Here is a 21,117-nt window from a genome sequence, read left to right on the forward strand (position 1 = left end):
TATTCAATTTTGAGTAGGTATTACTCAGAGTTAAGTGACGATAGCCTAGGAGATACACCTGTACCCATGCCGAACACAGTAGTTAAGCCCTAGAACGCCGGAAGTAGTTGGGGGTTGCCCCCTGTGAGATATGGAAGTCGCTTAGCAGAATAGGAAGTTTAGAGGCTTCCTTTTTGGGAGTTTAGCTCAGCTGGGAGAGCATCTGCCTTACAAGCAGAGGGTCAGCGGTTCGATCCCGTTAACTCCCATTTTAGCGGGTGTAGTTTAGTGGTAAAACTACAGCCTTCCAAGCTGTTGTCGCGAGTTCGATTCTCGTCACCCGCTTTGAACTTTGTTCAAATTACCAAGTTTTTAACTTGGGCGCGTAGCTCAGGTGGTTAGAGCGCACGCCTGATAAGCGTGAGGTCGGTGGTTCGAGTCCACTCGTGCCCATTTATGAATATGGTCCGTTGGTCAAGGGGTTAAGACACCGCCTTTTCACGGCGGTAACACGGGTTCGAATCCCGTACGGACTATTTTTGGAGGATTACCCAAGTCTGGCTGAAGGGAACGGTCTTGAAAACCGTCAGGCGTGTAAAAGCGTGCGTGGGTTCGAATCCCACATCCTCCTTTTTATTATTAACGCGGGATGGAGCAGCTCGGTAGCTCGTCGGGCTCATAACCCGAAGGTCGTAGGTTCAAATCCTGCTCCCGCAATTTGGCTCGGTAGCTCAGTTGGTAGAGCAATGGATTGAAGCTCCATGTGTCGGCGGTTCGATTCCGTCTTTAGTTACGGGCATAGTTTAAAGGTAGAACTAAGGTCTCCAAAACCTTCAGTGTGGGTTCAATTCCTACTGCCCGTGTTTATAGAATTATGGCGGGTGTGGTGAAGTGGTTAACACACCAGATTGTGGCTCTGGCATGCGTGGGTTCGATCCCCATCACTCGCCTATTTTATATTATTGGGGTATAGCCAAGCGGTAAGGCAAGGGACTTTGACTCCCTCATGCGTTGGTTCGAATCCAGCTACCCCAGTTACTATTTGCCGGCGTGGCGGAATTGGCAGACGCGCTGGACTCAAAATCCAGTGTCCGCAAGGACGTGCCGGTTCGACCCCGGCCGCCGGTATAGTAATAACGACAAGGTTTTCGGACCTTGTTTTTTGATTTAGTGAAGATTTTGATATTTTTCTTTAAGTACAGATAACTGATGAATTATCTTTTTCTTCTTATTCTAATCATTTTTAGTGTGTTTTTGGTATAATATTACTTATTCACATTTTATGTAGATTATGAAAGAGTTTGGTGGTTAATGTCTCGTTCTGTTGAATTACTAAAGAAACGTTACTTAAAGAATATAAAAGAGAAGCCTGATTTATTTGTTGGGGTTGAGCTGGAGTATCCTGTTGTAAATTTAGAGGGTAAGGCTACGGATATTGAGATTGTTAAGGAACTGTTTCGATATTTACCATCAGTACTGGGCTTTACTATCGAAAAAGTTGATGATTTTGGTAATCCAATTCAGTTGCTAGATCCCTTAAGTCAGGATACAATCTTATTTGAAGTTGCTTATACGACCGTTGAGTTTGCTTTTGGTAGGGCTAAATCCATTCAAGAGGTTGAGGAGCGTTTTAGAGACTACATGGATCTGATTCAGAAAAAGTTGGGTGAAACAAATCATGCCATAGTTGGTTCTGGAATCCATCCCTACTGGGAGAAGAATGAGAATCAACCAGTGGCTTATCCCCGCTATCAGATGTTAATGAACTATTTGAAGTTGAGCAGAACTCTTCCAGGTATGGATTTACACGATTATCCACGATATGGCGCTTTTATCTGTGGGAGCCAAGTTCAACTGGATGTTTCAAAGTCTAACTACCTGCGTGTTATCAATGTTTTTACACAAATTGAAGCAGCAAAAGCCTATTTGTTTGCCAATTCTGTGTTTTCGGGGGCAGACTGGGATACCAAAGTTTCAAGAGATATTTTTTGGGAAAAATCTATGCATGGGATCTATCCAGAGAATGTAGGTGTCAATGCTAGACTCTTTAAAGATGAAGCTGATTTTTTTGACTATCTAAATCATTCTGCGATTTTTACTGCGGAACGGGATGGTGAAACCTATTATTTTTATCCAATTCGAGCAAAAAATTACTTAGGAACCCTGGAAATTCATGCTTTCGCTCTTGATGGGGAAGAGATTCTTCTTTATCCTCAGGAGGAGGATTTCCAAACTCATCGTAGTTATCAGTACCAAGACTTAACGACTCGAGGAACAGTTGAGTTTCGTAGTGTGTGTACTCAGCCGCTTGATAGGACTTTTGCTTCTGCTGCCTTTCACTTGGGATTATTAGTTAATTTAGATAAGTTAGAAGCTTACTTGCGAGCTGCTCCTTTTTTTACCACAGCTGGTCGTGATTACAAGTCTTTAAGGCGACAATTTTCTAAGAAAAAACTTACAGATCAGGAAGAAGCTGCGATTCTCGAGTTTTCTAAATACTTACTCACCCTAGCTGAGGAAGGACTGGAGAAAAGAGATAAGCAAGAAATGGTTTATTTAGAGCCTTTGAAGAAAGAATTGGGATTATAATTTCTCTTATAAAGGGAGAATTTTCTGAAAAATCGTGATATAATGGAAGAGACTATAGATAAAGGATAGAGATTCATGACATTAGTTTATCAATCAACGCGTGATGCCAACAATACAGTAACTGCCAGCCAAGCTATTTTGCAAGGTTTGGCGACGGATGGTGGTCTGTTTACACCACTTACTTATCCAAAGGTTGATTTGGACTTTGAAACATTAAAAGATGCTTCTTACCAAGAAGTGGCTAAATTAGTTTTATCAGCATTTTTAGATGACTTTACGGCTGAGGAGTTGGACTACTGTATCAACAATGCCTACGATAGCAAGTTTGATACTCCAGCTATTGCGCCATTGGTGAAACTGGATGGGCAATTCAACTTGGAATTGTTCCATGGTTCAACGATTGCCTTTAAGGATATGGCCTTGTCTATCTTGCCATACTTTATGACGACAGCCGCTAAAAAGCATGGTTTGGAGAACAAGGTTGTCATTTTGACAGCGACATCTGGTGATACTGGGAAAGCTGCTATGGCGGGGTTTGCCGATGTTCCTGGAACTGAGATTATCGTCTTTTATCCAAAGGATGGTGTCAGCAAGGTACAAGAGTTGCAAATGACTACTCAGACTGGCGACAATACTCATGTTATCGCTATTGATGGAAACTTTGATGATGCGCAAACAAATGTGAAACATATGTTTAACGATGTAGCTCTCCGTGAAAAATTGGCAGCGAACAAGTTGCAATTTTCATCAGCTAACTCTATGAACATCGGTCGTTTGGTACCACAGATTGTCTACTATGTTTATGCTTACGCTCAGTTGGTCAAGTCTGGTGAGATTGTGGCTGGTGAAAAGGTCAATTTCACAGTACCAACAGGAAACTTTGGAAATATCTTGGCTGCCTTTTATGCCAAGCAAATTGGTCTGCCAGTTGGTAAATTAGTCTGTGCTTCAAATGACAATAATGTTTTAACTGACTTCTTTAAAACACGTGTTTACAATAAGAAACGTGAGTTTAAGGTAACGACTAGTCCATCTATGGATATCTTGGTATCTTCAAACTTGGAGCGTTTGATTTTCCATCTTTTGGGGAATGATGCGGTTAAGACAACTGAACTCATGAATGCCTTGAGTACACAAGGACAATATGAACTGACTGATTTTGATGCTGAGATTCTGGAACTCTTTGCAGCTGAATATGCGACTGAGGAAGAAACTGCGGCAGAAATTAAGCGAGTTTATGATGCAGATGCCTACATCGAGGACCCACATACAGCGGTTGCCTCAGCAGTTTATAGAAAATACCAAGCGGCTACTGACGATGCGACTAAGACAGTGATTGCTTCAACAGCTAGTCCATACAAGTTCCCAGTCGTTGCAGTAGAAGCGGTAACTGGGAAAGTTGGCTTGACTGACTTTGAAGCCTTGGCTCAGTTACATGACATTTCAGGAGTGGCAGTGCCTCCAGCAGTTGACGGGCTTGAAACAGCTCCTGTTCGTCACAAGACAACAGTGCCAGCTGCTGACATGCAAGCAGCGGTTGAGGCTTATCTAGGACTTTAAGACAGAGGAAGTAAACTCGGTTGGGAAACCAACTGAGTTTCTTTTCATCAGGAGGAAGGATTGTTTAAGAAAAATAAAGACATTCTTAATATTGCATTGCCAGCTATGGGCGAAAACTTTTTGCAGATGCTCATGGGGATGGTGGACAGTTATTTGGTTGCTCATTTAGGATTGATCGCTATTTCGGGTGTTTCAGTGGCTGGCAATATTATCACGATTTACCAGGCGATTTTTATCGCTCTAGGGGCTGCTATTTCCAGTGTTATTTCAAAAAGTTTGGGGCAGAAAGATCAGTCGAAGTTGGCTTATCACGTGACAGAGGCTCTCAAGATAACCCTATTGCTGAGTGCACTTTTAGGCGCCTTATCGCTCTTTGCTGGGCAAGAGATGATAGAACTTTTGGGAACTGAGCAGGCTGTGGCTGAGAGTGGCGGGCTCTACCTATCTTTGGTGGGNGGATCGATTGTTCTCTTGGGCTTGATGACGAGTCTAGGTGCCTTGATTCGTGCAACGCATAATCCACGTCTGCCTCTCTATGTTAGTCTTTTATCCAATGCCTTGAATATTCTTTTTTCAAGTCTAGCTATTTTTGTCCTTGATATGGGGATAGCAGGTGTTGCTTGGGGGACCATCTTGTCTCGCTTAGTCGGTCTTGTGATTTTGTGGTCACAATTAAAACTTCCTTATACGAAACCGACTTTTGGACTGGATAAAGACTTACTGACCTTGGCATTGCCAGCGGCAGGAGAACGTCTCATGATGCGGGCTGGAGATGTAGTGATCATTGCCTTGGTCGTTTCTTTTGGGACGGAGGCAGTAGCGGGGAATGCAGTCGGAGAAGTCTTGACCCAGTTTAACTACATGCCTGCCTTTGGTGTCGCTACGGCAACGGTCATGCAGGTGGCTCGAGCAGTTGGAGAGGATAACTGGAAAAGAGTAGATGATTTGAGCAAGCAAACCTTTTGGCTTTCCCTGCTTCTCATGTTGCCCTTAACTCTCAGTATCTATGCCTTAGGGACACCACTGACTCATCTCTATACGACCGATCCTGTAGCAGTCGAAGCGAGCGTTTTGGTGGCACTGTTCTCTCTACTAGGAACCCCCATGGCGACAGGGATCGTTATTTATACGGCAGTTTGGCAGGGCTTGGGAAATGCTCGCCTCCCCTTTTATGCGACAAGTATTGGGATGTGGTGTATCCGCATTGGCACAGCCTATCTTATTGGGCTTGTTCTTGGTTGGGGCTTACCAGGTATTTGGGCAGGGACTCTCTTGGATAATGGTTTTCGCTGGTTATTTCTACGTTACCGTTACCAGCGTTATATGAGCTTGAAAGGATAGAAAATGCAAAAAACAGCTTTTATTTGGGATTTAGACGGGACTTTATTGGATTCTTACGAAGCGATTTTGTCAGGGATTGAGGAGACCTTTGCTCAGTTTGCTATTCCTTATGATAAGGAGAAAGTGAGAGAGTTTATCCTCAAATTTTCGGTGCAGGATTTGCTGGAGCAGGTGGCAGAAGAGAGAAATCTGGATGCGGAAGTGCTCAATCAGGTGCGTGCCCAGAGCCTGTCTGAGAAGAATACCCAGGTAGTTTTGATGCCAGGTGCGCGTGAAGTGCTAGCTTGGGCAGACCAAGCAGGGATTCAGCAGTTTGTCTATACTCATAAGGGGGACAATGCTTTTGCCATTCTCAGAGACTTGGGGTTGGAATGCTATTTCACAGAAATTCTAACCAGTCAGAGTGGTTTTGCGCGCAAGCCCAGTCCAGAAGCGGCGACCTATCTGCTAGACAAGTATGAGCTGAATCCTGAGAAGACCTATTATATTGGGGATAGAACTCTGGATGTGGAATTTGCCCAGAATAGCGGTATTCAAAGCATTAACTTTTTGGAGTCGCCTTATGAAGGGAATCACAGGATTCAAGCACTGGCAGATATTCCCCGCATTTTTGAAGCTGAGGAATAAAAAAATTTTGTCAGTTGCGTGACAGAAACCTAACAAACTATTTCAAGTAATTGAGTTTGTTACAAGGAATAGACAGTTCTATTAAATAGGCCCGAGAGGGCTTTTTTTCTGCTTTTTTTGTGATATGATAGACAGGTATTTATTTGAAAGGAATAGAAAAGAATGAAGAAAAGAATTATTTTAGCCTCAACAGTAGCCTTGTCTCTTGCCCCAGTTTTGGCAACTCAAGCAGAGGAGATCCTTTGGACTGCTCGTACCGTTGAGCAAATCAAAAACGATTTGACTAAAACGGACAACAAAACAAGCTATACAGTACAGTATGGTGATACTTTGAGCACCATTGCAGAAGCTTTGGGAGTAGACGTGACGGTTCTTGCTAATTTGAACAAAATCACCAATATGGACTTGATTTTCCCAGATACTGTCCTCACTACAACTGTCAATGAGGCAGAAGAAGTAACGGAAGTTGAAATCCAAACTCCTCAAGCAGATGCTAGTGAAGAAGTGACGACTGCGACAGCTGATTTGACGACGAATCAAGTGACAGTCGATGAACAAACAGTTCAAGTAGAAGACCTTTCTCAACCAATTGAGGAAGCTCCAACTGCAACAGAGACTGAAAAACCAGCAGAAGTAGCGCCAAGTTCAGAAGTTTCTGAGACAGCGACAGTTGTTGAAGAGACACCATCTACAGAAACACCTGTAGCTGAAGAAACAGCAGCAACAACTCCAGCGGAAGTACCGGTAGCAGAAACAACTCGTCCAGTTGAAGAAGAAGCTCCTCAAGCGACTACTCCAGCTACTGATGAAACGGCAGCAACAACTCCAGCAGAAGCACCAGTAACGGAAACGCCTGCTGATACAAGAGGAACAAGTGCAACAGAAGAAATAGCAGCATCAACAGCAACTTCTGACACTGCAACTTCGACTTATCAAGCAGAGCAAAGCCAAACTCCTTCAAGAACTTATTCAGCTCCAGCGGCTCCTGACTATGCAGGGCTTGCTGTAGCCAAGTCTGAGAACGCTGGTCTTCAACCACAAACTGCAGCCTTTAAAGAAGAAGTAGCCAACTTGTTTGGGATTACATCCTTTAGTGGCTACCGTCCTGGTGACAGTGGGGACCATGGTAAAGGTTTGGCCATTGACTTTATGGTCCCAGTGAGTTCAGCACTTGGTGATCAAATCGCGGAATATGCAGTCAAAAATATGGCTAGCCGTGGTATCAACTATATCATCTGGAAGCAACGTTTCTACGCTCCATACGATAGTAAATATGGACCAGCCTACACTTGGAATCCAATGCCGGATCGTGGTAGCGTAACCGAAAACCACTATGACCACGTTCACGTATCAATGAACTAATCATTAAAATGGAAGTTGGGAACTGATTGAGTTTCCACTTCTTTTTTTGTGTGATTCCTTCAGGATAAAAGGGACAAAGATGGGGAAGTGAGTAATAAATCAAGAGCATTTAAGCATATTACTTGATTTATTTTTTGGATTGTATTATACTTGATAAGTCAATCGTTGACGAATCAACTTTAAAGGAGAAAGATTTATGGTAGCAATCCAAGATTTACTGTATCAACTACGGTTGGCAGATCAGTCTATGACACAACTATTCGAACGACAATTGGGAATTAGTCTGACTCGTTATCAAATCTTATGTTTCTTAATCGATCAGTCACCGTGTAATCAAATAGCAGTTCAGGAGAGATTGAAGATTGACCAAGCTGCCTTGACACGGCACTTTAAAATTCTGGAAAAGGAAGGTTTGGTTAATCGACGTCGGAATCCTCAAAACCAGAGGGAGGTTTTGGTGGAAGTCACAGACTTTGCGAGAAAACAACTAATAACCAACTCTCCCCAACACCATATAAACGTAAAGAGTCAGATGGAGAGTGTATTTACAAAAGGAGAGCGAGAAGAGTTCAGTCGCTTGTTAGAAAAGTTGATATCTGGCTTAGAAGAGATAGAAATTTAAGGGGAGGAATATGTCTATTTTTACAATTGTTTTAGCAACTATAGTTGCTTTGGAACATTTTTACATTTTTTATTTGGAAAGTGTGGCTACGCAATCAGATACTACTAGTCGCGTGTTTGATGTGAATAAGGAAGAACTGGTTCGTCCTTCAGTGAGTTCATTATTTAAAAATCAAGGAATTTATAATGCTTTGATAGGTGTGTTTCTCTTGTATGGGATTTATTTCTCACAAAGTTTGGAAATTGTGACCATCTTTGTTTTATTTGTGCTTGGTGCAGCGACCTACGGTTCTCTGACAGCAGACAAGAAGATTATTCTGAAGCAAGGTGGGCCTGCTATTTTGACTCTGCTGAGTATGTTGCTTTTGAAATAAGAAAACCAGCGTTTTGAACGACGCTGGTTTTTGTATGCTCTTATCCATTTCGACGTTTACGGGCTAGTAGGGCTCTGTAAAAGAAGATGTGATTGTTTTGGATATAGGGAAGGATTGAAAAACTAGCAATTCCAAAAGTAATCCAATTGATGAAGTACCAAGGGAGTAGTTGTAGGTCGAGGACAAAGCGTTGGAATTTGTAACCCTTCATCAAGAAACGGCTGGTTTTCAGGATTTGACGGGGTTTAGCCTGTCCTAAATCTAGGGTGTCGCAGAGGAGGAATTCTACCTGCGAGTAGGCGTAATGTTGCGGGATATAGAGGATATTGCCCACAATCATCAAGATGAGGCTCGCAAAAAAGTAGAGACCAAAGGTCATAAGGAATTGCTCGTTTTCAATAGATGAGAGGTCTAGTTTTGGAAACTCAGGATGTAGGGCAACAAATCTACGAGCCAAGAGATTGCTATAAAAAAGGAAATAAACGCCTACTAAGTTTGGAATGCTCCATAAAAAGAGGTAGAAACGTTTGAGGAGCAGAGTTAGGAAGGTTTGCGAGAAGCGCTCTTCAGCAAAGAGGGCCAGGCTTGATTTTACTGAGAGTTCCGTATCAGAATCCTTGAGGAGTCTGAGTGTCGCAAAAGCAGCACCTGCTAGAAAAATCGTGCTCACAAAAGAAACCACTAGCGGGAAGAGATAGGCTTGGATCACTTGTGCCAGCATGCTGAAAAAGGATTGCTCTAAAACACTTTCTTGGAGACGAGCCAAGGGGTTGAGAAAGCCTGACAAGATGACCAGCATACTAGGAAGGAGGTAAACCAGAAAGAGGCGGGGATTTTCAGCCTGAAACTGCCTCGTCTGCAGACGAATGGNTTTTAAATCAATTTTTGGGTATTTCATTCTTTCATTATACCATAGTTCGTGACAGTTCCTGGTTTTTTTGATAAAATCATACAGTATGCCTTTGGGCACAAAGTATGAACTGGGACTGTCTTTCCCAGCTTCGGAGGTAGAAAATGTCAGATTCACCAATCAAATACCGTTTGATTAAGAAAGAAAAACACACAGGAGCTCGTCTAGGAGAAATCATCACCCCACACGGTACCTTCCCGACACCTATGTTTATGCCAGTTGGGACCCAAGCCACTGTTAAAACCCAGTCGCCTGAAGAATTGAAGGAGATGGGATCAGGAATTATCCTCTCTAATACCTATCATCTATGGCTTCGTCCTGGAGATGAACTCATTGCACGCGCAGGTGGTCTCCACAAATTTATGAACTGGGACCAGCCGATTTTGACAGATAGCGGTGGTTTCCAGGTCTATTCCCTAGCAGATAGCTGCAATATCACCGAGGAAGGGGTAACCTTTAAAAACCATCTCAATGGTTCCAAGATGTTCCTATCGCCAGAAAAAGCCATCTCTATTCAGAACAATCTAGGCTCAGATATCATGATGTCTTTTGATGAATGTCCTCAGTTTTATCAACCTTACGACTATGTTAAGAAATCCATCGAGCGTACCAGCCGTTGGGCTGAGCGTGGTTTAAAGGCTCACCGTCGTCCGCATGATCAAGGATTATTTGGGATTGTACAGGGGGCAGGATTTGAAGACCTTCGCCGTCAGTCAGCTCACGACCTCGTCAGCATGGATTTCCCAGGTTACTCTATCGGTGGTTTGGCAGTGGGAGAAACGCACGAAGAGATGAATGCAGTCTTGGATTTCACAACCCAACTTCTTCCAGAAAACAAACCTCGCTACCTGATGGGTGTGGGAGCGCCAGATAGCTTGATTGATGGGGTCATTCGTGGGGTGGATATGTTTGACTGTGTCTTACCAACTCGTATCGCTCGTAACGGTACCTGTATGACCAGCCAAGGTCGTTTGGTTGTCAAAAATGCCCAGTTCGCTGAGGATTTTACGCCACTGGATTCTGAGTGTGATTGCTATACATGTAAGAACTATACACGCGCCTACCTTCGTCACCTGCTCAAGGCTGATGAAACCTTTGGTATCCGCTTGACTAGCTACCACAATCTCTACTTCTTACTCAACCTGATGAAGCAGGTCCGCCAAGCCATCATGGATGACAATCTCTTGGAATTCCGTGAGTATTTTGTAGAAAAATATGGCTACAACAAGTCAGGACGCAATTTTTAAAGTGTAAAATTAGAATGCCAAAATCCTAAGTTTTCTCTTAGGATTTTTCTTCTTTTTTTGATAAAATAAGGTGTATTATGGAATAAAAATTAGATGTTTTTAAGATCTAATTGAGTGGGGAATAAACTCGTATGCGTATTAAATGGTTTTCCTTGATTAGGATTACAGGTTTACTTTTGGTGCTCTTGTACCACTTCTTTCAAACAATCTTTCCTGGAGGCTTCTTTGGGGTAGATGTCTTTTTCACTTTTTCAGGATTCTTGATTACCTCCCTCCTTTTAGAAGAGTTTGGAAAGAAAAGCCAGATTGATTTGCTGGGCTTTTTTAAGAGACGGTTTTATCGGATCGTGCCACCTGTGGTGCTGATGGTTCTGGTGACCATGCCTTTTACTTTCTTGGTTCGTCAAGACTATGTCGCTGGCATTGGTGGCCAGATAGCTGGAGTTCTCGGTTTTATGACCAACTTCTACGAAATGTTAACAGGGGGAAGTTATGAATCCCAGTTCATTCCGCATCTCTTTGTTCACAACTGGAGCCTAGCTGTTGAGGTTCACTACTATATCCTTTGGGGCTTAGCGGTTTGGTTCTTATCGAAACGTTCAAAATCTAGTAGTCAATTGAGAGGGATGGTCTTTCTTCTTTCTGCTGGAGCTTTTATCATTAGCTTTTTCTCCATGTTCATTGGTAGTCTAATGGCGAGTTCCTATTCATCTGTCTACTTTTCAAGTTTGACTCATGTCTATCCTTTCTTTTTAGGAAGCATTTTGGCGACGGTTGTGGGTGTTCGTCAGACGAGCGATTTAGTCAAGCAGTTTGACCGGATGTGGGATCTTCGTCAAAATCTACTGGTGTTGGCTGCAGGTCTCTTGGTGTTATTGCTCTTGACTTTCTTTGTCAAGTTCACCTACTTATTCGCTTATTTATTTGGTTTCGTACTAGCAAGTTTAGCGGCCGTGATCATGATTTTTGCTGCGCGTGTCTTGCAAGAGAAGACTCCAGAGATACAAGAACCTAGGATAATCACCTTTCTAGCGGATACCAGCTATGCGGTTTATCTCTTCCACTGGCCTTTTTATATTATCTTTTCTCAATTAATGGGGAATCTATTAGCTGTTATCCTGACAGTTATCTTTTCCTATTTCTTTGCTATCTTGTCCTTCTATATTATTGAGCCATTGATTGCTGGTAGGACCAATCCTTTCATTAGGAAAATCAGCAAATTGCCTCATATCAAATCCATCAGTGCTTCTAGTGTGGGAATCCTTGGAGCGATTGTTTTGGTGATTACTATTGTCTCTCCCCAAGTTGGAGCCTTTGAAACAGACTTGATGGTGAATGGTTTTAAACAAGCCCAGAACAATATAGGACAAACAAAGACTCTTGCTGAACAAGCTGAACTGAGTCGTCTAGGAATTTCTGATGGAACAAGCCTAATAGGCGATTCGGTAGCCTTGCGTGCCAATACAGCCTTACAAGAGGCACTTCCTGAAGCAAATATCAATGCCCAAGTTAGTCGAACGACCAAGCAAGCCAATGACATTATGCTCAATAACAGTCAGAACAAGGCGCTGCTAAAAACAGTTGTCATTGCAACGGGAGTCAATAATCCTGAAGGCTATAAGAATGATTTAGACAGCATTGTGAACAATCTACCGAAAGGACACCATCTGATATTGGTGACACCTTATGAGGGAGACAAGAGCAAGGACACTTACACATCAGTGGAGCAGTATGCGGCTTATGCGCGGGAATTAGCTGAAAAGAATCCTTACGTGAGCATCGCTGACTGGAATAAGGTTGCTAAGGAGCACCCTGAAATCTGGGCTGGAACTGACCAAGTCCACTTTGGAAATGATAGCAACATGATTGAAGAAGGTGCTAAACTTTACGCAGAGACGATTGCAGCTGCTGTTAAGGCTGCTCAAGAACTGCCTGTAAAATCAAAATAAGATCAAAGAGTTGGAGAAATCCAGCTCTTTTAAAATATCTCCAGAAAAGAGGTCTATACCATTTACAAATGAAAAAGAAAGGTTTATAATGTAATTGACATAATAAATTCTAGAATCAATCTATCAAGGAGGTTATCATTATGCCTAATTATATTAAAGCGGATCAGTTTTTCTACCCACACGGAGTCCGTCGTGGCGGTTACTTGGAACTTGTGGATGGCAAGTTTGGCAAACATGTAGAACAGATTCCTGAAGGAGCTGAGGTGATTGACTATACCGGTTATAGCATTGCCCCAGGACTTGTGGATACCCACATTCATGGATTTGGTGGTGTCGATGTCATGGACAATAACATCGAAGGAACCCTTCATACCATGAGTGAAGGATTGCTTAGCACGGGTGTTACCAGTTTCTTGCCAACGACGTTGACTTCCTCTTACGAGCAGTTGCTTGCGGTAACTGAAAATATCGGTGCTCGTTACCAGGAAGCAAGTGGAGCCAAGATTCGTGGAATCTATTTTGAAGGGCCTTATTTCACAGAGAAATACAAGGGAGCTCAAAACCCTGCTTACATGAAAGATCCTCGTATGGATGAGTTTCGTGCTTGGCAAAAAGCAGCAAATGGCTTGCTCAATAAAATTGCCCTTGCGCCAGAACGTGAAGGTGTAGAAGACTTTGTACGTACGGTTACGGGTGAAGGAGTGACTGTTGCTCTTGGGCACTCCAATGCGACTTTTGATGAAGCTAAAAAAGCAGTCGATGCTGGAGCAAGTGTTTGGGTACATGCCTACAATGGAATGCGTGGGTTGACTCACCGTGAGCTCGGTATGGTGGGAGCCATGTATGAATTGCCACATACTTATGCAGAATTGATTTGTGACGGTCACCACGTAGATCCAAAGGCCTGTGATATTTTGCTCAAACAAAAGGGAACAGAAAATATCGCCCTTATCACAGACTGTATGACAGCTGGTGGCTTGGAAGACGGTGACTACATGTTGGGAGAATTCCCAGTAGTGGTTGCCAATGGAACTGCACGCCTCAAATCGACAGGCAACTTAGCGGGTTCTATTCTCAAACTCAAAGATGGTTTGAAGAATGTGGTCGAATGGGGCATTGCGAATCCGCATGAAGCAGTCATGATGGCCAGCCTCAACCCAGCAAAATCTGTTCACATTGACGATGTCTGTGGTCAAATCCGCGAGGGTTATGACGCTGACTTTATCGTACTAGATAAAGATTTGGAATTGGTAGCAACCTACCTAGATGGTGTGAAACGTTATCAAGCATAATAAAAAGCAGAGGCTGTGATGACTCAGCCTTTGCTTTTCTATTCAGAGGTATCTTCAGAAAGCTAGAGGCCTGTTCTATAATGAAGCAAAATCCTTTCATTGTTCTAGAAAATTCGTTATAATATACGGTACAAAGGAAGTAGTGAAAATGTATCGTGTTATAGAAATGTATGGGGACTTTGAACCGTGGTGGTTCATAGAAGGTTGGGAAAAAGATGTCATTATGAGTCGCTCTTTTAACAAGTACTATGATGCTCTAAAATATTATAAATCATGCTGGTTTGAGCTGGAAAAGAAGAATCCTCTTTATAAGAGTCGGAGCGATTTGATGACTATTTTTTGGGATCCTGCCGACCAACGCTGGTGTGATGAGTGCGATGAGTATTTGCAGCAGTATCATTCTTTGGCTCTTTTACAGGATGAGCAAGTCATCCCCGATGAAAAGCTACGTCCAGGCTACGAAAAACAAACAGGTCAAGAAAAGCACCGTTCTTGCCGCATGAAATTGAGATAAAAAAGCAACTTTTAAAAGTTGCTTTTTATTTTTTTCAATTTTTTGCGAATAGTTAGATAAGGAGGGCGGTATGGTACAAGAAATTGCACAGAAAATTATTGCTGCTGCGAAAGAAAAGAAGGCTCAGGATATCTATTTTATCCCCAAGGAAAAGTCCTACGAGCTTCACATGCGGGTTGGAGACGAACGGTGTCTAGTTGACTCCTATGAGTTTGATGTTTTAGCTGCTGTGATTAGTCATTTTAAATTTGTGGCGGGTATGAACGTAGGAGAGAAGAGACGTAATCAGCTGGGATCTTGCGACTATCAGCATGGGGAGAAGGTGTCTTCTCTGCGTTTGTCTACCGTAGGAGATTATCGGGGACATGAGAGTTTGGTTATTCGTTTGTTGCACGATGAGGAGCAGGACCTGCATTTCTGGTTTCAGGATATTGGAGAACTGGGCAAGCAATACAGACAAAGGGGTCTCTATCTCTTTGCAGGTCCAGTCGGAAGTGGCAAGACGACCTTGATGCACGAACTAGCCAAGTCTCTGTTTAAGGGGCAGCAGGTTATGTCTATCGAAGATCCTGTCGAGATCAAGCAGGAAGACATGCTCCAATTGCAGTTGAATGAAGCGATTGGTTTGACCTATGAAAATCTGATCAAACTGTCTCTCCGGCATCGTCCGGACCTCTTGATTATTGGTGAAATTCGGGATAGCGAGACAGCGCGTGCAGTGGTCAGAGCTAGTTTGACAGGTGCGACAGTCTTTTCAACCATTCATGCCAAGAGTATCCGAGGAGTTTATGAACGCCTTCTGGAGTTGGGTGTGACGGAGGAGGAACTAGCAGTTGTCCTGCAAGGAGTCTGCTACCAGAGATTAATCGGGGGAGGAGGAATCGTTGACTTTGCAAACAAAGACTTTCAAGAACACCAGCCAACCAGCTGGAATGCGCAGATTGACCAGCTTCTTAAAGATGGACATATCACAAGTCTTCGGGCTGAAACGGAAAAAATTAGCTACAGCTAAGCAGAAGAAAATCATCACCCTGTTTAACAACCTTTTTTCCAGTGGCTTTCATTTGGTGGAAATTATTTCTTTCTTGGGGAGAAGCGCCTTGCTGGAAAAGGACTATGTGGCCCAGATGCACCAGGGCCTGTCTCAGGGGAAATCTTTCTCAGAAATGATGAACAGCTTGGGCTTTTCAAGTGCTATTGTGACCCAATTATCCCTAGCTGAGGTGCACGGGAATCTTCATCTGAGTTTGGGAAAGATAGAAGAATATCTGGATAATTTAGCCAAGGTCAAGAAAAAGTTAATTGAAGTGGCGACTTATCCTTTGATTTTGCTGGGATTTCTCCTGCTAATCATGATGGGGTTGAGAAACTATCTACTCCCCCAACTGGACAGTAGCAATATCGCCACCCAAATCATCGGCAATCTGCCACAAATTTTTCTGGGACTAGTGTTGGTTTGCTCTCTGTCCCTACTTTTAGCTCTCACTTTCTACAAAAGAAGTTCCAAGATGTGGGTCTTTTCGATGCTAGCACGGATTCCCTTCTTAGGAATCTTTGTCCAAACCTATCTGACAGCTTATTATGCGCGTGAATGGGGCAATATGATTTCGCAGGGAATGGAGCTGACGCAGATCTTTCAGATGATGAAGGAACAAGGTTCCCAGCTTTTTAAAGAAATTGGTCAAGATCTAGCTCAAGCCCTGCAAAATGGTCAGGAATTTTCTCAGACTATAGCGACTTATCCATTCTTTAAGAGGGAGTTAAGTCTCATCATCGAGTATGGAGAAGTCAAATCCAAGCTGGGGAATGAGTTGGAAATCTATGCAGAAAAGACTTGGGAAGCCTTTTTTACCCGAGTCAACCGCACCATGAATTTGGTGCAGCCACTGGTCTTTATCTTTGTGGCCCTGATTATCGTTTTACTTTATGCGGCAATGCTCATGCCCATGTATCAAAATATGGAGGTAAATTTTTAGAATGAAAAAACTTATGACAAATTTGAAAAAAGCCAAGGCGAAAGCCTTTACTCTCGTGGAAATGTTGATTGTCCTTTTAATTATCAGCGTACTCCTCTTGCTCTTTGTGCCTAATTTGACCAAGCAAAAGGATGCAGTGAATGACAAAGGAAAAGCTGCTGTTGTTAAGGTGGTGGAAAGTCAGGCAGAACTCTATAGTCTGGACAAGAATGAAGATGCTAGCCTAAGCAAATTACAGGCAGACGGTCGCATCACAGCAGAGCAAGCCAAGGCTTATAAAGAATACCATGCAAAACAAAAAACAAGTCAAACTGTTGCAGATTAAGGCCTTTACCATGCTGGAAAGTCTCTTGGTTTTGGGACTTGTGAGTATCATTGCCTTGGGCTTGTCTGGTTCTGTCCAGTCTACTTTTGCGGCGGTAGAGGAGCAGATTTTCTTTATGGAGTTTGAAGAACTATATCGCGAAACCCAAAAACGCAGTGTTGCGAGTCAGCAAAAGACCAGCTTGAACTTAGATGGGCAGACAATCAACAATGGTAATCAAAACTTGACCGTTCCTAAAGGAATTCAGGCGCCATCAGGACAAAGCATTATATTTGACCGAGCTGGGGGCAATTCGTCCCTGGCTAAGGTTGAATTTCAGACCAGCAAAGGAGCGATTCGCTATCAATTATATCTAGGAAATGGGAAAATTAAACGCATTAAGGAAACAAAAAATTAAGGCAGTAATCTTGCTAGAAGCAGTAGTAGCTTTGGCTGTGTTTGCCAGTATTGCGACCCTCCTCTTGGGACAAATTCAGAAAAATAGGCAGGAAGAGGCAGAAATCTTACAAAAGGAAGAAGTCTTACGTGTAGCTAAGATGGCTCTGCAGACAGGTCAAAATCAGGTAAACATAAATGGAGTGGAGATTCAGGTCTTTGCTAGTGAAAAAGGATTGGAGGTCTACCATGGTTCAGAGAAGTTACTCGACCTTAAAGAGCAGTAAGGTAAGAGCTTTCACTCTTTTAGAATCTCTGATTGCCCTTATCGTCATCAGTGGAGGCTTGCTCCTCTTTCAAGCCATGAGTCAGCTCCTCATTTCAGAAGTTCGTTACCAGCAACAGAGCGAGCAAAAGGAGTGGCTCTTGTTTGTGGATCAGCTGGAGGCGGAGTTAGAGCGTTCGCAGTTTGAAAAGGTGGCAGGCAATCGTCTCTATGTGAAGCAAGATGGCAAGGATATTGCGATAGGCAAGTCTAAATCAGACGACTTTCGGAAAACCGATAGCAGTGGACGAGGTTACCAACCAATGGTTTATGGCCTCAAATCAGCACAAATCACAGAGGAAAATCAACTGGTTCGCTTTCGTTTCCAATTTCAAAAAGGCTTAGAAAGGGAATTCATCTATCGTGTGGAAAAAGCAAAAAGTTAAGGCAGGAGTTCTCCTATACGCAGTCACCATAGCAGCCATTTTTAGCCTTTTGTTGCAGTTTTATTTGAATCGACAAGTTGCCCATCACAAAGACTTTGCCTTAAATAAAGAAAAGTTGGTCGCTTTTGCTATGGCCAAGCGAAGTAAAGATAAGGCTGAGCAAGAAAGTGGTGAACGAGTCTTTAACTTAGGAAAAGTCACGTATCACAATACGAAAACAGGTTTTGCAACAAGTATTCGTATGAATAAGGGCAACTATGAATTTCTCTTTCCTTCGATGAAACCCAAGGAAAAGAAAACGGATAAAAAGCAACAGGTAGCGACTGATTCAAGTCAAGAACCAAATCAGAAAGTAACAGAAGATAAGGCAGATAAAAAAGGCAATTCCTAGGCAATTCAACTTCTTTGTGTTAAACTAAAAGCATGAAACACGATTTTAATCACAAAGCAGAAACCTTTGATTCGCCCAAAAATATCTTTCTTGCAAACTTGGTTTGTCAAGCAGTTGAAGCACAGATTGATCTTCTATCAGACAAGGAAATACTGGATTTCGGTGGTGGGACGGGTCTATTAGCCATACCCCTAGCCAAGCAGGCCAGGTCGGTTACCCTTGTGGACATTTCGGAGAAAATGCTGGAGCAAGCCCGTTTGAAAGCATATCAGCAAGAAATCAGGAATCTTCAACTCTTAGAGCAGGATTTACTAGTAAGTCCCTTGGAGCAGCAATTTGACCTGATTGTTGTCAGTCGGGTTCTTCATCATATGCCTGATCTAGATGCGACTCTTGCCATGTTTCACTATCATCTTAGGGAGAATGGACAGGTCCTCATTGCTGATTTTGTCAAGACAGATACCAATCACCATGGTTTTGATTTAGCTGAACTGGAAACCAGGCTCGCCCAGTTTGGTTTTTCAAGCATTGACAGTCAGATTCTCTATAGTGCTGAAGGTCTTTTCCTCGGAAATTACTCAGAACTCTTTTTAACAGTAGCCCAAAAATCACTCGCTGACTAAAGCAGTGATTTTTTCTCTTCAGATGGAAAAAATAGGGGAATTTTGATAAGATAGGAATATGGATTTTGAAAAAATAGAACAAGCTTATACGTATTTACTAGAGAATGTCCAAGTCATCCAAAGTGATTTGGCGACCAACTTTTATGACGCCTTGGTAGAGCAAAATAGCATCTATCTGGATGGCGAGACTGAGCTAGAACAGGTCAAAGAGAACAATCAAGCCCTCAAGCGCTTAGCACTCCGCAAGGAAGAGTGGCTCAAGACCTACCAGTTTCTCTTGATGAAGGCAGGACAAACGGAGCCTTTGCAGGCCAATCACCAGTTTACACCAGATGCCATTGCCCTCCTCTTGGTACTTGTTGTGGAAGAATTGCTTGATCAAGAGGAAATTAGTATCCTCGAAATAGGTTCTGGTATGGGAATTTTGGGGGCTACTTTCTTGACATCTCTTGCTAAAAAAGTGGATTACTTAGGAATCGAAGTGGATGACTTGCTGATTGATTTGGCGGCTAGCATGGCAGATGTGATTGGTCTGCAGGCAGGTTTTGTTCAAGGCGATGCCGTTCGTCCGCAAATGCTTAAAGAAAGCGATGTGGTCATTAGCGACTTGCCTGTTGGCTATTACCCAGACGATGCAATCGCTTCACGCTATCAAGTGGCTTCTAGCCAAGAACATACCTATGCCCATCATTTGCTGATGGAGCAAGGCCTCAAGTACCTCAAGTCAGATGGATACGCTATTTTTCTGGCTCCGAGCGACTTGTTGACTAGTCCTCAAAGTGATTTATTAAAAGGCTGGCTCAAAGATGAAGTGAGTCTGGCTGCTATCATCGCTCTGCCAGAGGATATTTTTTCAACGGTTAGTCAGGCTAAGAGTATTTTTATCTTACAAAAGAAAACCGAGCAGGAACTGCAACCTTTTGTCTATCCGCTAGAAAGTTTGCAAGATCCAGCTGCACTATTGAAATTCAAAGAAAATTTTCAAAAATGGAGTCAAGGTACTGAAAATTAAGCAAAAATTTGTTATAATGGATGAAAACGCTTAAAAGAGGTATCATGTTATGACTAAAACAATTGCAATCAATGCAGGAAGCTCAAGTTTGAAATGGCAACTCTATCAAATGCCAGAAGAAGTAGTATTGGCGAAAGGCTTGATTGAACGCATCGGTTTGAAGGACTCTATTTCAACTGTAAAATTTGACGGACGTTCTGAACAACAAATTCTTGATATTGACGACCACACACAAGCAGTTAAAATCTTGTTGGATGATTTGATTCGTTTTGACATCATCAAAGGTTATGATGAAATTACTGGTGTCGGGCACCGCGTCGTTGCAGGTGGTGAATATTTCAAGGAATCAACAGTTGTTGAGGGAGATGTTTTGGAAAAGGTTGAAGAGTTGGGACTTTTGGCTCCTCTTCACAACCCAGCCAACGCAGCAGGAATTCGTGCCTTCAAGGAGTTGCTTCCAGATATTACCAGCGTTGTTGTTTTTGATACATCATTCCATACAACCATGCCAGAGAAAGCATATCGCTACCCTCTTCCAAACAAATACTACACTGAAAATAAAGTTCGCAAGTATGGAGCCCACGGGACAAGTCATCAGTTTGTAGCAGGAGAAGCAGCTAAAATTTTAGGTCGCCCCCTAGAAGAATTGAAATTGATTACTTGTCATATTGGAAATGGTGGTTCTATTACAGCAGTCAAAGGCGGTCAGTCTGTTGATACATCCATGGGCTTCACTCCACTTGGTGGTATTATGATGGGTACTCGTACAGGTGATATTGATCCGGCAATTATTCCCTATTTAATGCAACATACAGATGACTTTAATACACCAGAGGATATCAGTCGAATTCTCAATCGTGAGTCAGGACTTTTGGGTGTTTCTGAGAGATCAAGCGATATGCGTGATATTCACGAAGCTATGCGTGCGGGTGACGAGAAAGCGCAGCTGGCAAATGAGATTTTTGTGGATCGTATCCAAAAGTATATTGGTCAGTATTTGGCAGTTTTGAACGGTGCAGATGCCATTATCTTTACAGCTGGAATTGGAGAAAATTCTGTAACGATTCGTCAGATGGTTATTGAAGGCATTTCTTGGTTTGGCTGTGATGTGGATCCTGAAAAGAATGTCTTTGGCGCTACAGGAGATATTTCAACTGATGCGGCTAAAGTTCGTGTCTTAGTCATCCCGACTGATGAAGAATTGGTCATCGCTCGTGACGTTGAACGCTTGAAAAAATAAGATGATCTGAATAAAATTACAAGGTAAGAGACAATAAAAAAGGAGTTGGGAGATAAAATTTCCCAACTTTTTATTGTTGAAACAGTCTAAAACCTTGTC

22 protein-coding genes, 10 tRNA genes and 1 rRNA gene are annotated in these 21,117 nt (G+C 42.7%); 32 read left to right on the top strand and 1 reads right to left on the bottom strand.

From position 1 onward, the window contains the following. The first annotated feature begins 30 nt into the window (after nucleotides 1-30). The 18 genes from rrf to D8802_RS09410 all read left to right on the top strand — a co-directional run bounded on the left by rrf (nucleotide 31) and on the right by D8802_RS09410 (nucleotide 8,453). A 5S ribosomal RNA gene (gene rrf / locus D8802_RS09320) occupies nucleotides 31-146 on the top strand. A gap of 29 nt (nucleotides 147-175) precedes the next feature. Continuing rightward, nucleotides 176-248, top strand: a tRNA-Val gene (locus D8802_RS09325). Nucleotides 249-253: 5 nt separating this feature from the next. Further along, nucleotides 254-324 (top strand) — tRNA-Gly (locus D8802_RS09330). Between the two features lie 34 nt (nucleotides 325-358). Then, a tRNA-Ile gene (locus D8802_RS09335) sits at nucleotides 359-432 on the top strand. 11 nt (nucleotides 433-443) lie between these two features. Continuing rightward, nucleotides 444-515, top strand: a tRNA-Glu gene (locus D8802_RS09340). Between the two features lie 5 nt (nucleotides 516-520). Then, nucleotides 521-610: transfer RNA gene (locus D8802_RS09345), tRNA-Ser, on the top strand. A gap of 12 nt (nucleotides 611-622) precedes the next feature. Continuing rightward, nucleotides 623-696 (top strand) — tRNA-Met (locus D8802_RS09350). A 75-nt stretch (nucleotides 697-771) separates the two neighbouring features. Further along, nucleotides 772-842 (top strand) — tRNA-Trp (locus D8802_RS09360). 14 nt (nucleotides 843-856) lie between these two features. Next, nucleotides 857-929: transfer RNA gene (locus D8802_RS09365), tRNA-His, on the top strand. Between the two features lie 13 nt (nucleotides 930-942). Continuing rightward, nucleotides 943-1,014, top strand: a tRNA-Gln gene (locus D8802_RS09370). Between the two features lie 9 nt (nucleotides 1,015-1,023). Beyond that, nucleotides 1,024-1,107, top strand: a tRNA-Leu gene (locus tag D8802_RS09375). 183 nt (nucleotides 1,108-1,290) lie between these two features. Next, nucleotides 1,291-2,568 (top strand): glutamate-cysteine ligase family protein, encoded by a 1,278-nt coding sequence (locus D8802_RS09380; RefSeq protein ID WP_125395646.1) that lies wholly within the window; start codon nucleotides 1,291-1,293, stop codon nucleotides 2,566-2,568. A 75-nt stretch (nucleotides 2,569-2,643) separates the two neighbouring features. Next, nucleotides 2,644-4,128, top strand: coding sequence for a threonine synthase (thrC, locus tag D8802_RS09385; RefSeq protein WP_125395647.1), 1,485 nt, complete (start codon nucleotides 2,644-2,646; stop codon nucleotides 4,126-4,128). A gap of 60 nt (nucleotides 4,129-4,188) precedes the next feature. After that, nucleotides 4,189-5,469, top strand: coding sequence for an MATE family efflux transporter (locus D8802_RS09390; protein ID WP_125395648.1), 1,281 nt, complete (start codon nucleotides 4,189-4,191; stop codon nucleotides 5,467-5,469). 3 nt (nucleotides 5,470-5,472) lie between these two features. Then, the gene (locus tag D8802_RS09395; protein ID WP_125395649.1) at nucleotides 5,473-6,096 is read left to right on the top strand and encodes an HAD family hydrolase; all 624 of its coding nucleotides are present in this window, start codon (nucleotides 5,473-5,475) and stop codon (nucleotides 6,094-6,096) included. A gap of 162 nt (nucleotides 6,097-6,258) precedes the next feature. After that, nucleotides 6,259-7,458, top strand: a complete 1,200-nt coding sequence (locus tag D8802_RS09400; protein WP_125395650.1) for a LysM peptidoglycan-binding domain-containing protein — start codon at nucleotides 6,259-6,261, stop codon at nucleotides 7,456-7,458. Between the two features lie 196 nt (nucleotides 7,459-7,654). Next, the gene (locus tag D8802_RS09405) at nucleotides 7,655-8,080 is read left to right on the top strand and encodes a MarR family winged helix-turn-helix transcriptional regulator (RefSeq protein ID WP_125395651.1); all 426 of its coding nucleotides are present in this window, start codon (nucleotides 7,655-7,657) and stop codon (nucleotides 8,078-8,080) included. Between the two features lie 10 nt (nucleotides 8,081-8,090). Beyond that, on the top strand, nucleotides 8,091-8,453 hold the full coding sequence (locus tag D8802_RS09410; protein WP_125395652.1) for a DUF1304 domain-containing protein: 363 nt from the start codon (nucleotides 8,091-8,093) through the stop codon (nucleotides 8,451-8,453). A 40-nt stretch (nucleotides 8,454-8,493) separates the two neighbouring features. Here the strand turns inward: D8802_RS09410 and D8802_RS09415 are convergent, their stop codons facing one another. Beyond that, on the bottom strand, nucleotides 8,494-9,351 hold the full coding sequence (locus tag D8802_RS09415; RefSeq protein WP_125395653.1) for a DUF975 family protein: 858 nt from the start codon (nucleotides 9,349-9,351) through the stop codon (nucleotides 8,494-8,496). Nucleotides 9,352-9,467: 116 nt separating this feature from the next. On the opposite strand from D8802_RS09415, the gene tgt reads away from it, so the two are divergent. From tgt to D8802_RS09485, 14 genes are all read left to right on the top strand, one after another. Next, nucleotides 9,468-10,610 (top strand): tRNA guanosine(34) transglycosylase Tgt, encoded by a 1,143-nt coding sequence (gene tgt, locus D8802_RS09420; RefSeq protein WP_125395654.1) that lies wholly within the window; start codon nucleotides 9,468-9,470, stop codon nucleotides 10,608-10,610. Nucleotides 10,611-10,741: 131 nt separating this feature from the next. Beyond that, a complete protein-coding gene (locus D8802_RS09425; protein WP_125395655.1) occupies nucleotides 10,742-12,559 on the top strand; it encodes an acyltransferase family protein in 1,818 nt (605 codons plus the stop codon). A 140-nt stretch (nucleotides 12,560-12,699) separates the two neighbouring features. Then, nucleotides 12,700-13,851, top strand: a complete 1,152-nt coding sequence (gene nagA / locus D8802_RS09430) for an N-acetylglucosamine-6-phosphate deacetylase (protein WP_001134447.1) — start codon at nucleotides 12,700-12,702, stop codon at nucleotides 13,849-13,851. A 148-nt stretch (nucleotides 13,852-13,999) separates the two neighbouring features. Further along, entirely contained in the window at nucleotides 14,000-14,365 is a 366-nt protein-coding gene (locus D8802_RS09435) for a DUF1033 family protein (protein ID WP_125395656.1), read from the top strand. Nucleotides 14,366-14,435: 70 nt separating this feature from the next. Then, entirely contained in the window at nucleotides 14,436-15,377 is a 942-nt protein-coding gene (comGA, locus tag D8802_RS09440) for a competence type IV pilus ATPase ComGA (protein ID WP_125395657.1), read from the top strand. Continuing rightward, the gene (comGB, locus tag D8802_RS09445) at nucleotides 15,325-16,341 is read left to right on the top strand and encodes a competence type IV pilus assembly protein ComGB (RefSeq protein ID WP_125395677.1); all 1,017 of its coding nucleotides are present in this window, start codon (nucleotides 15,325-15,327) and stop codon (nucleotides 16,339-16,341) included. The genes comGA and comGB overlap by 53 nt, the downstream gene beginning before the upstream one ends. A 1-nt stretch (nucleotide 16,342) precedes the next feature. Then, complete coding sequence (comGC, locus tag D8802_RS09450; protein ID WP_125395658.1) at nucleotides 16,343-16,666, top strand: competence type IV pilus major pilin ComGC; 324 nt, start codon at nucleotides 16,343-16,345, stop codon at nucleotides 16,664-16,666. Then, a complete protein-coding gene (gene comGD, locus D8802_RS09455) occupies nucleotides 16,629-17,063 on the top strand; it encodes a competence type IV pilus minor pilin ComGD (protein WP_125395659.1) in 435 nt (144 codons plus the stop codon). Before comGC ends, comGD begins: the two co-directional genes overlap by 38 nt. Beyond that, nucleotides 17,026-17,328, top strand: a complete 303-nt coding sequence (gene comGE / locus D8802_RS09460) for a competence type IV pilus minor pilin ComGE (protein WP_125395660.1) — start codon at nucleotides 17,026-17,028, stop codon at nucleotides 17,326-17,328. Before comGD ends, comGE begins: the two co-directional genes overlap by 38 nt. Then, entirely contained in the window at nucleotides 17,291-17,752 is a 462-nt protein-coding gene (comGF, locus tag D8802_RS09465) for a competence type IV pilus minor pilin ComGF (RefSeq protein ID WP_125395661.1), read from the top strand. Before comGE ends, comGF begins: the two co-directional genes overlap by 38 nt. Next, a complete protein-coding gene (gene comGG / locus D8802_RS09470; protein WP_125395662.1) occupies nucleotides 17,730-18,143 on the top strand; it encodes a competence type IV pilus minor pilin ComGG in 414 nt (137 codons plus the stop codon). Before comGF ends, comGG begins: the two co-directional genes overlap by 23 nt. Nucleotides 18,144-18,175: 32 nt before the next feature. Then, nucleotides 18,176-18,766: a class I SAM-dependent methyltransferase gene (locus D8802_RS09475; protein ID WP_125395663.1), complete on the top strand. Its 591-nt coding sequence runs from the start codon at nucleotides 18,176-18,178 to the stop codon at nucleotides 18,764-18,766. Nucleotides 18,767-18,824: 58 nt separating this feature from the next. Beyond that, nucleotides 18,825-19,778, top strand: coding sequence for a class I SAM-dependent methyltransferase (locus D8802_RS09480; protein WP_125395664.1), 954 nt, complete (start codon nucleotides 18,825-18,827; stop codon nucleotides 19,776-19,778). Between the two features lie 49 nt (nucleotides 19,779-19,827). Next, on the top strand, nucleotides 19,828-21,018 hold the full coding sequence (locus D8802_RS09485) for an acetate kinase (protein WP_125395665.1): 1,191 nt from the start codon (nucleotides 19,828-19,830) through the stop codon (nucleotides 21,016-21,018). Nucleotides 21,019-21,117: the final 99 nt, after the last annotated feature.

Source organism: Streptococcus oralis (assembly GCF_003943395.1).
Taxonomy (GTDB): Bacteria; Bacillota; Bacilli; order Lactobacillales; family Streptococcaceae; genus Streptococcus; species Streptococcus oralis_BF.

Excerpts from the sequence above, each read along its gene's own strand:
- D8802_RS09380 (WP_125395646.1), top strand. The coding sequence starts at position 1,291 with ATGTCTCGTTCTGTTGAATTACTAAAGAAACGTTACTTAAAGAATATA.
- thrC (WP_125395647.1), top strand. The coding sequence starts at position 2,644 with ATGACATTAGTTTATCAATCAACGCGTGATGCCAACAATACAGTAACT.
- D8802_RS09395 (WP_125395649.1), top strand. The coding sequence starts at position 5,473 with ATGCAAAAAACAGCTTTTATTTGGGATTTAGACGGGACTTTATTGGAT.
- D8802_RS09400 (WP_125395650.1), top strand. The coding sequence starts at position 6,259 with ATGAAGAAAAGAATTATTTTAGCCTCAACAGTAGCCTTGTCTCTTGCC.
- D8802_RS09405 (WP_125395651.1), top strand. The coding sequence starts at position 7,655 with ATGGTAGCAATCCAAGATTTACTGTATCAACTACGGTTGGCAGATCAG.
- D8802_RS09410 (WP_125395652.1), top strand. The coding sequence starts at position 8,091 with ATGTCTATTTTTACAATTGTTTTAGCAACTATAGTTGCTTTGGAACAT.
- tgt (WP_125395654.1), top strand. The coding sequence starts at position 9,468 with ATGTCAGATTCACCAATCAAATACCGTTTGATTAAGAAAGAAAAACAC.
- D8802_RS09425 (WP_125395655.1), top strand. The coding sequence starts at position 10,742 with ATGCGTATTAAATGGTTTTCCTTGATTAGGATTACAGGTTTACTTTTG.
- nagA (WP_001134447.1), top strand. The coding sequence starts at position 12,700 with ATGCCTAATTATATTAAAGCGGATCAGTTTTTCTACCCACACGGAGTC.
- D8802_RS09435 (WP_125395656.1), top strand. The coding sequence starts at position 14,000 with ATGTATCGTGTTATAGAAATGTATGGGGACTTTGAACCGTGGTGGTTC.
- comGA (WP_125395657.1), top strand. The coding sequence starts at position 14,436 with ATGGTACAAGAAATTGCACAGAAAATTATTGCTGCTGCGAAAGAAAAG.
- comGB (WP_125395677.1), top strand. The coding sequence starts at position 15,325 with ATGGACATATCACAAGTCTTCGGGCTGAAACGGAAAAAATTAGCTACA.
- comGC (WP_125395658.1), top strand. The coding sequence starts at position 16,343 with ATGAAAAAACTTATGACAAATTTGAAAAAAGCCAAGGCGAAAGCCTTT.
- comGD (WP_125395659.1), top strand. The coding sequence starts at position 16,629 with ATGCAAAACAAAAAACAAGTCAAACTGTTGCAGATTAAGGCCTTTACC.
- comGE (WP_125395660.1), top strand. The coding sequence starts at position 17,026 with ATGGGAAAATTAAACGCATTAAGGAAACAAAAAATTAAGGCAGTAATC.
- comGF (WP_125395661.1), top strand. The coding sequence starts at position 17,291 with ATGGTTCAGAGAAGTTACTCGACCTTAAAGAGCAGTAAGGTAAGAGCT.
- D8802_RS09475 (WP_125395663.1), top strand. The coding sequence starts at position 18,176 with ATGAAACACGATTTTAATCACAAAGCAGAAACCTTTGATTCGCCCAAA.
- D8802_RS09480 (WP_125395664.1), top strand. The coding sequence starts at position 18,825 with ATGGATTTTGAAAAAATAGAACAAGCTTATACGTATTTACTAGAGAAT.
- D8802_RS09485 (WP_125395665.1), top strand. The coding sequence starts at position 19,828 with ATGACTAAAACAATTGCAATCAATGCAGGAAGCTCAAGTTTGAAATGG.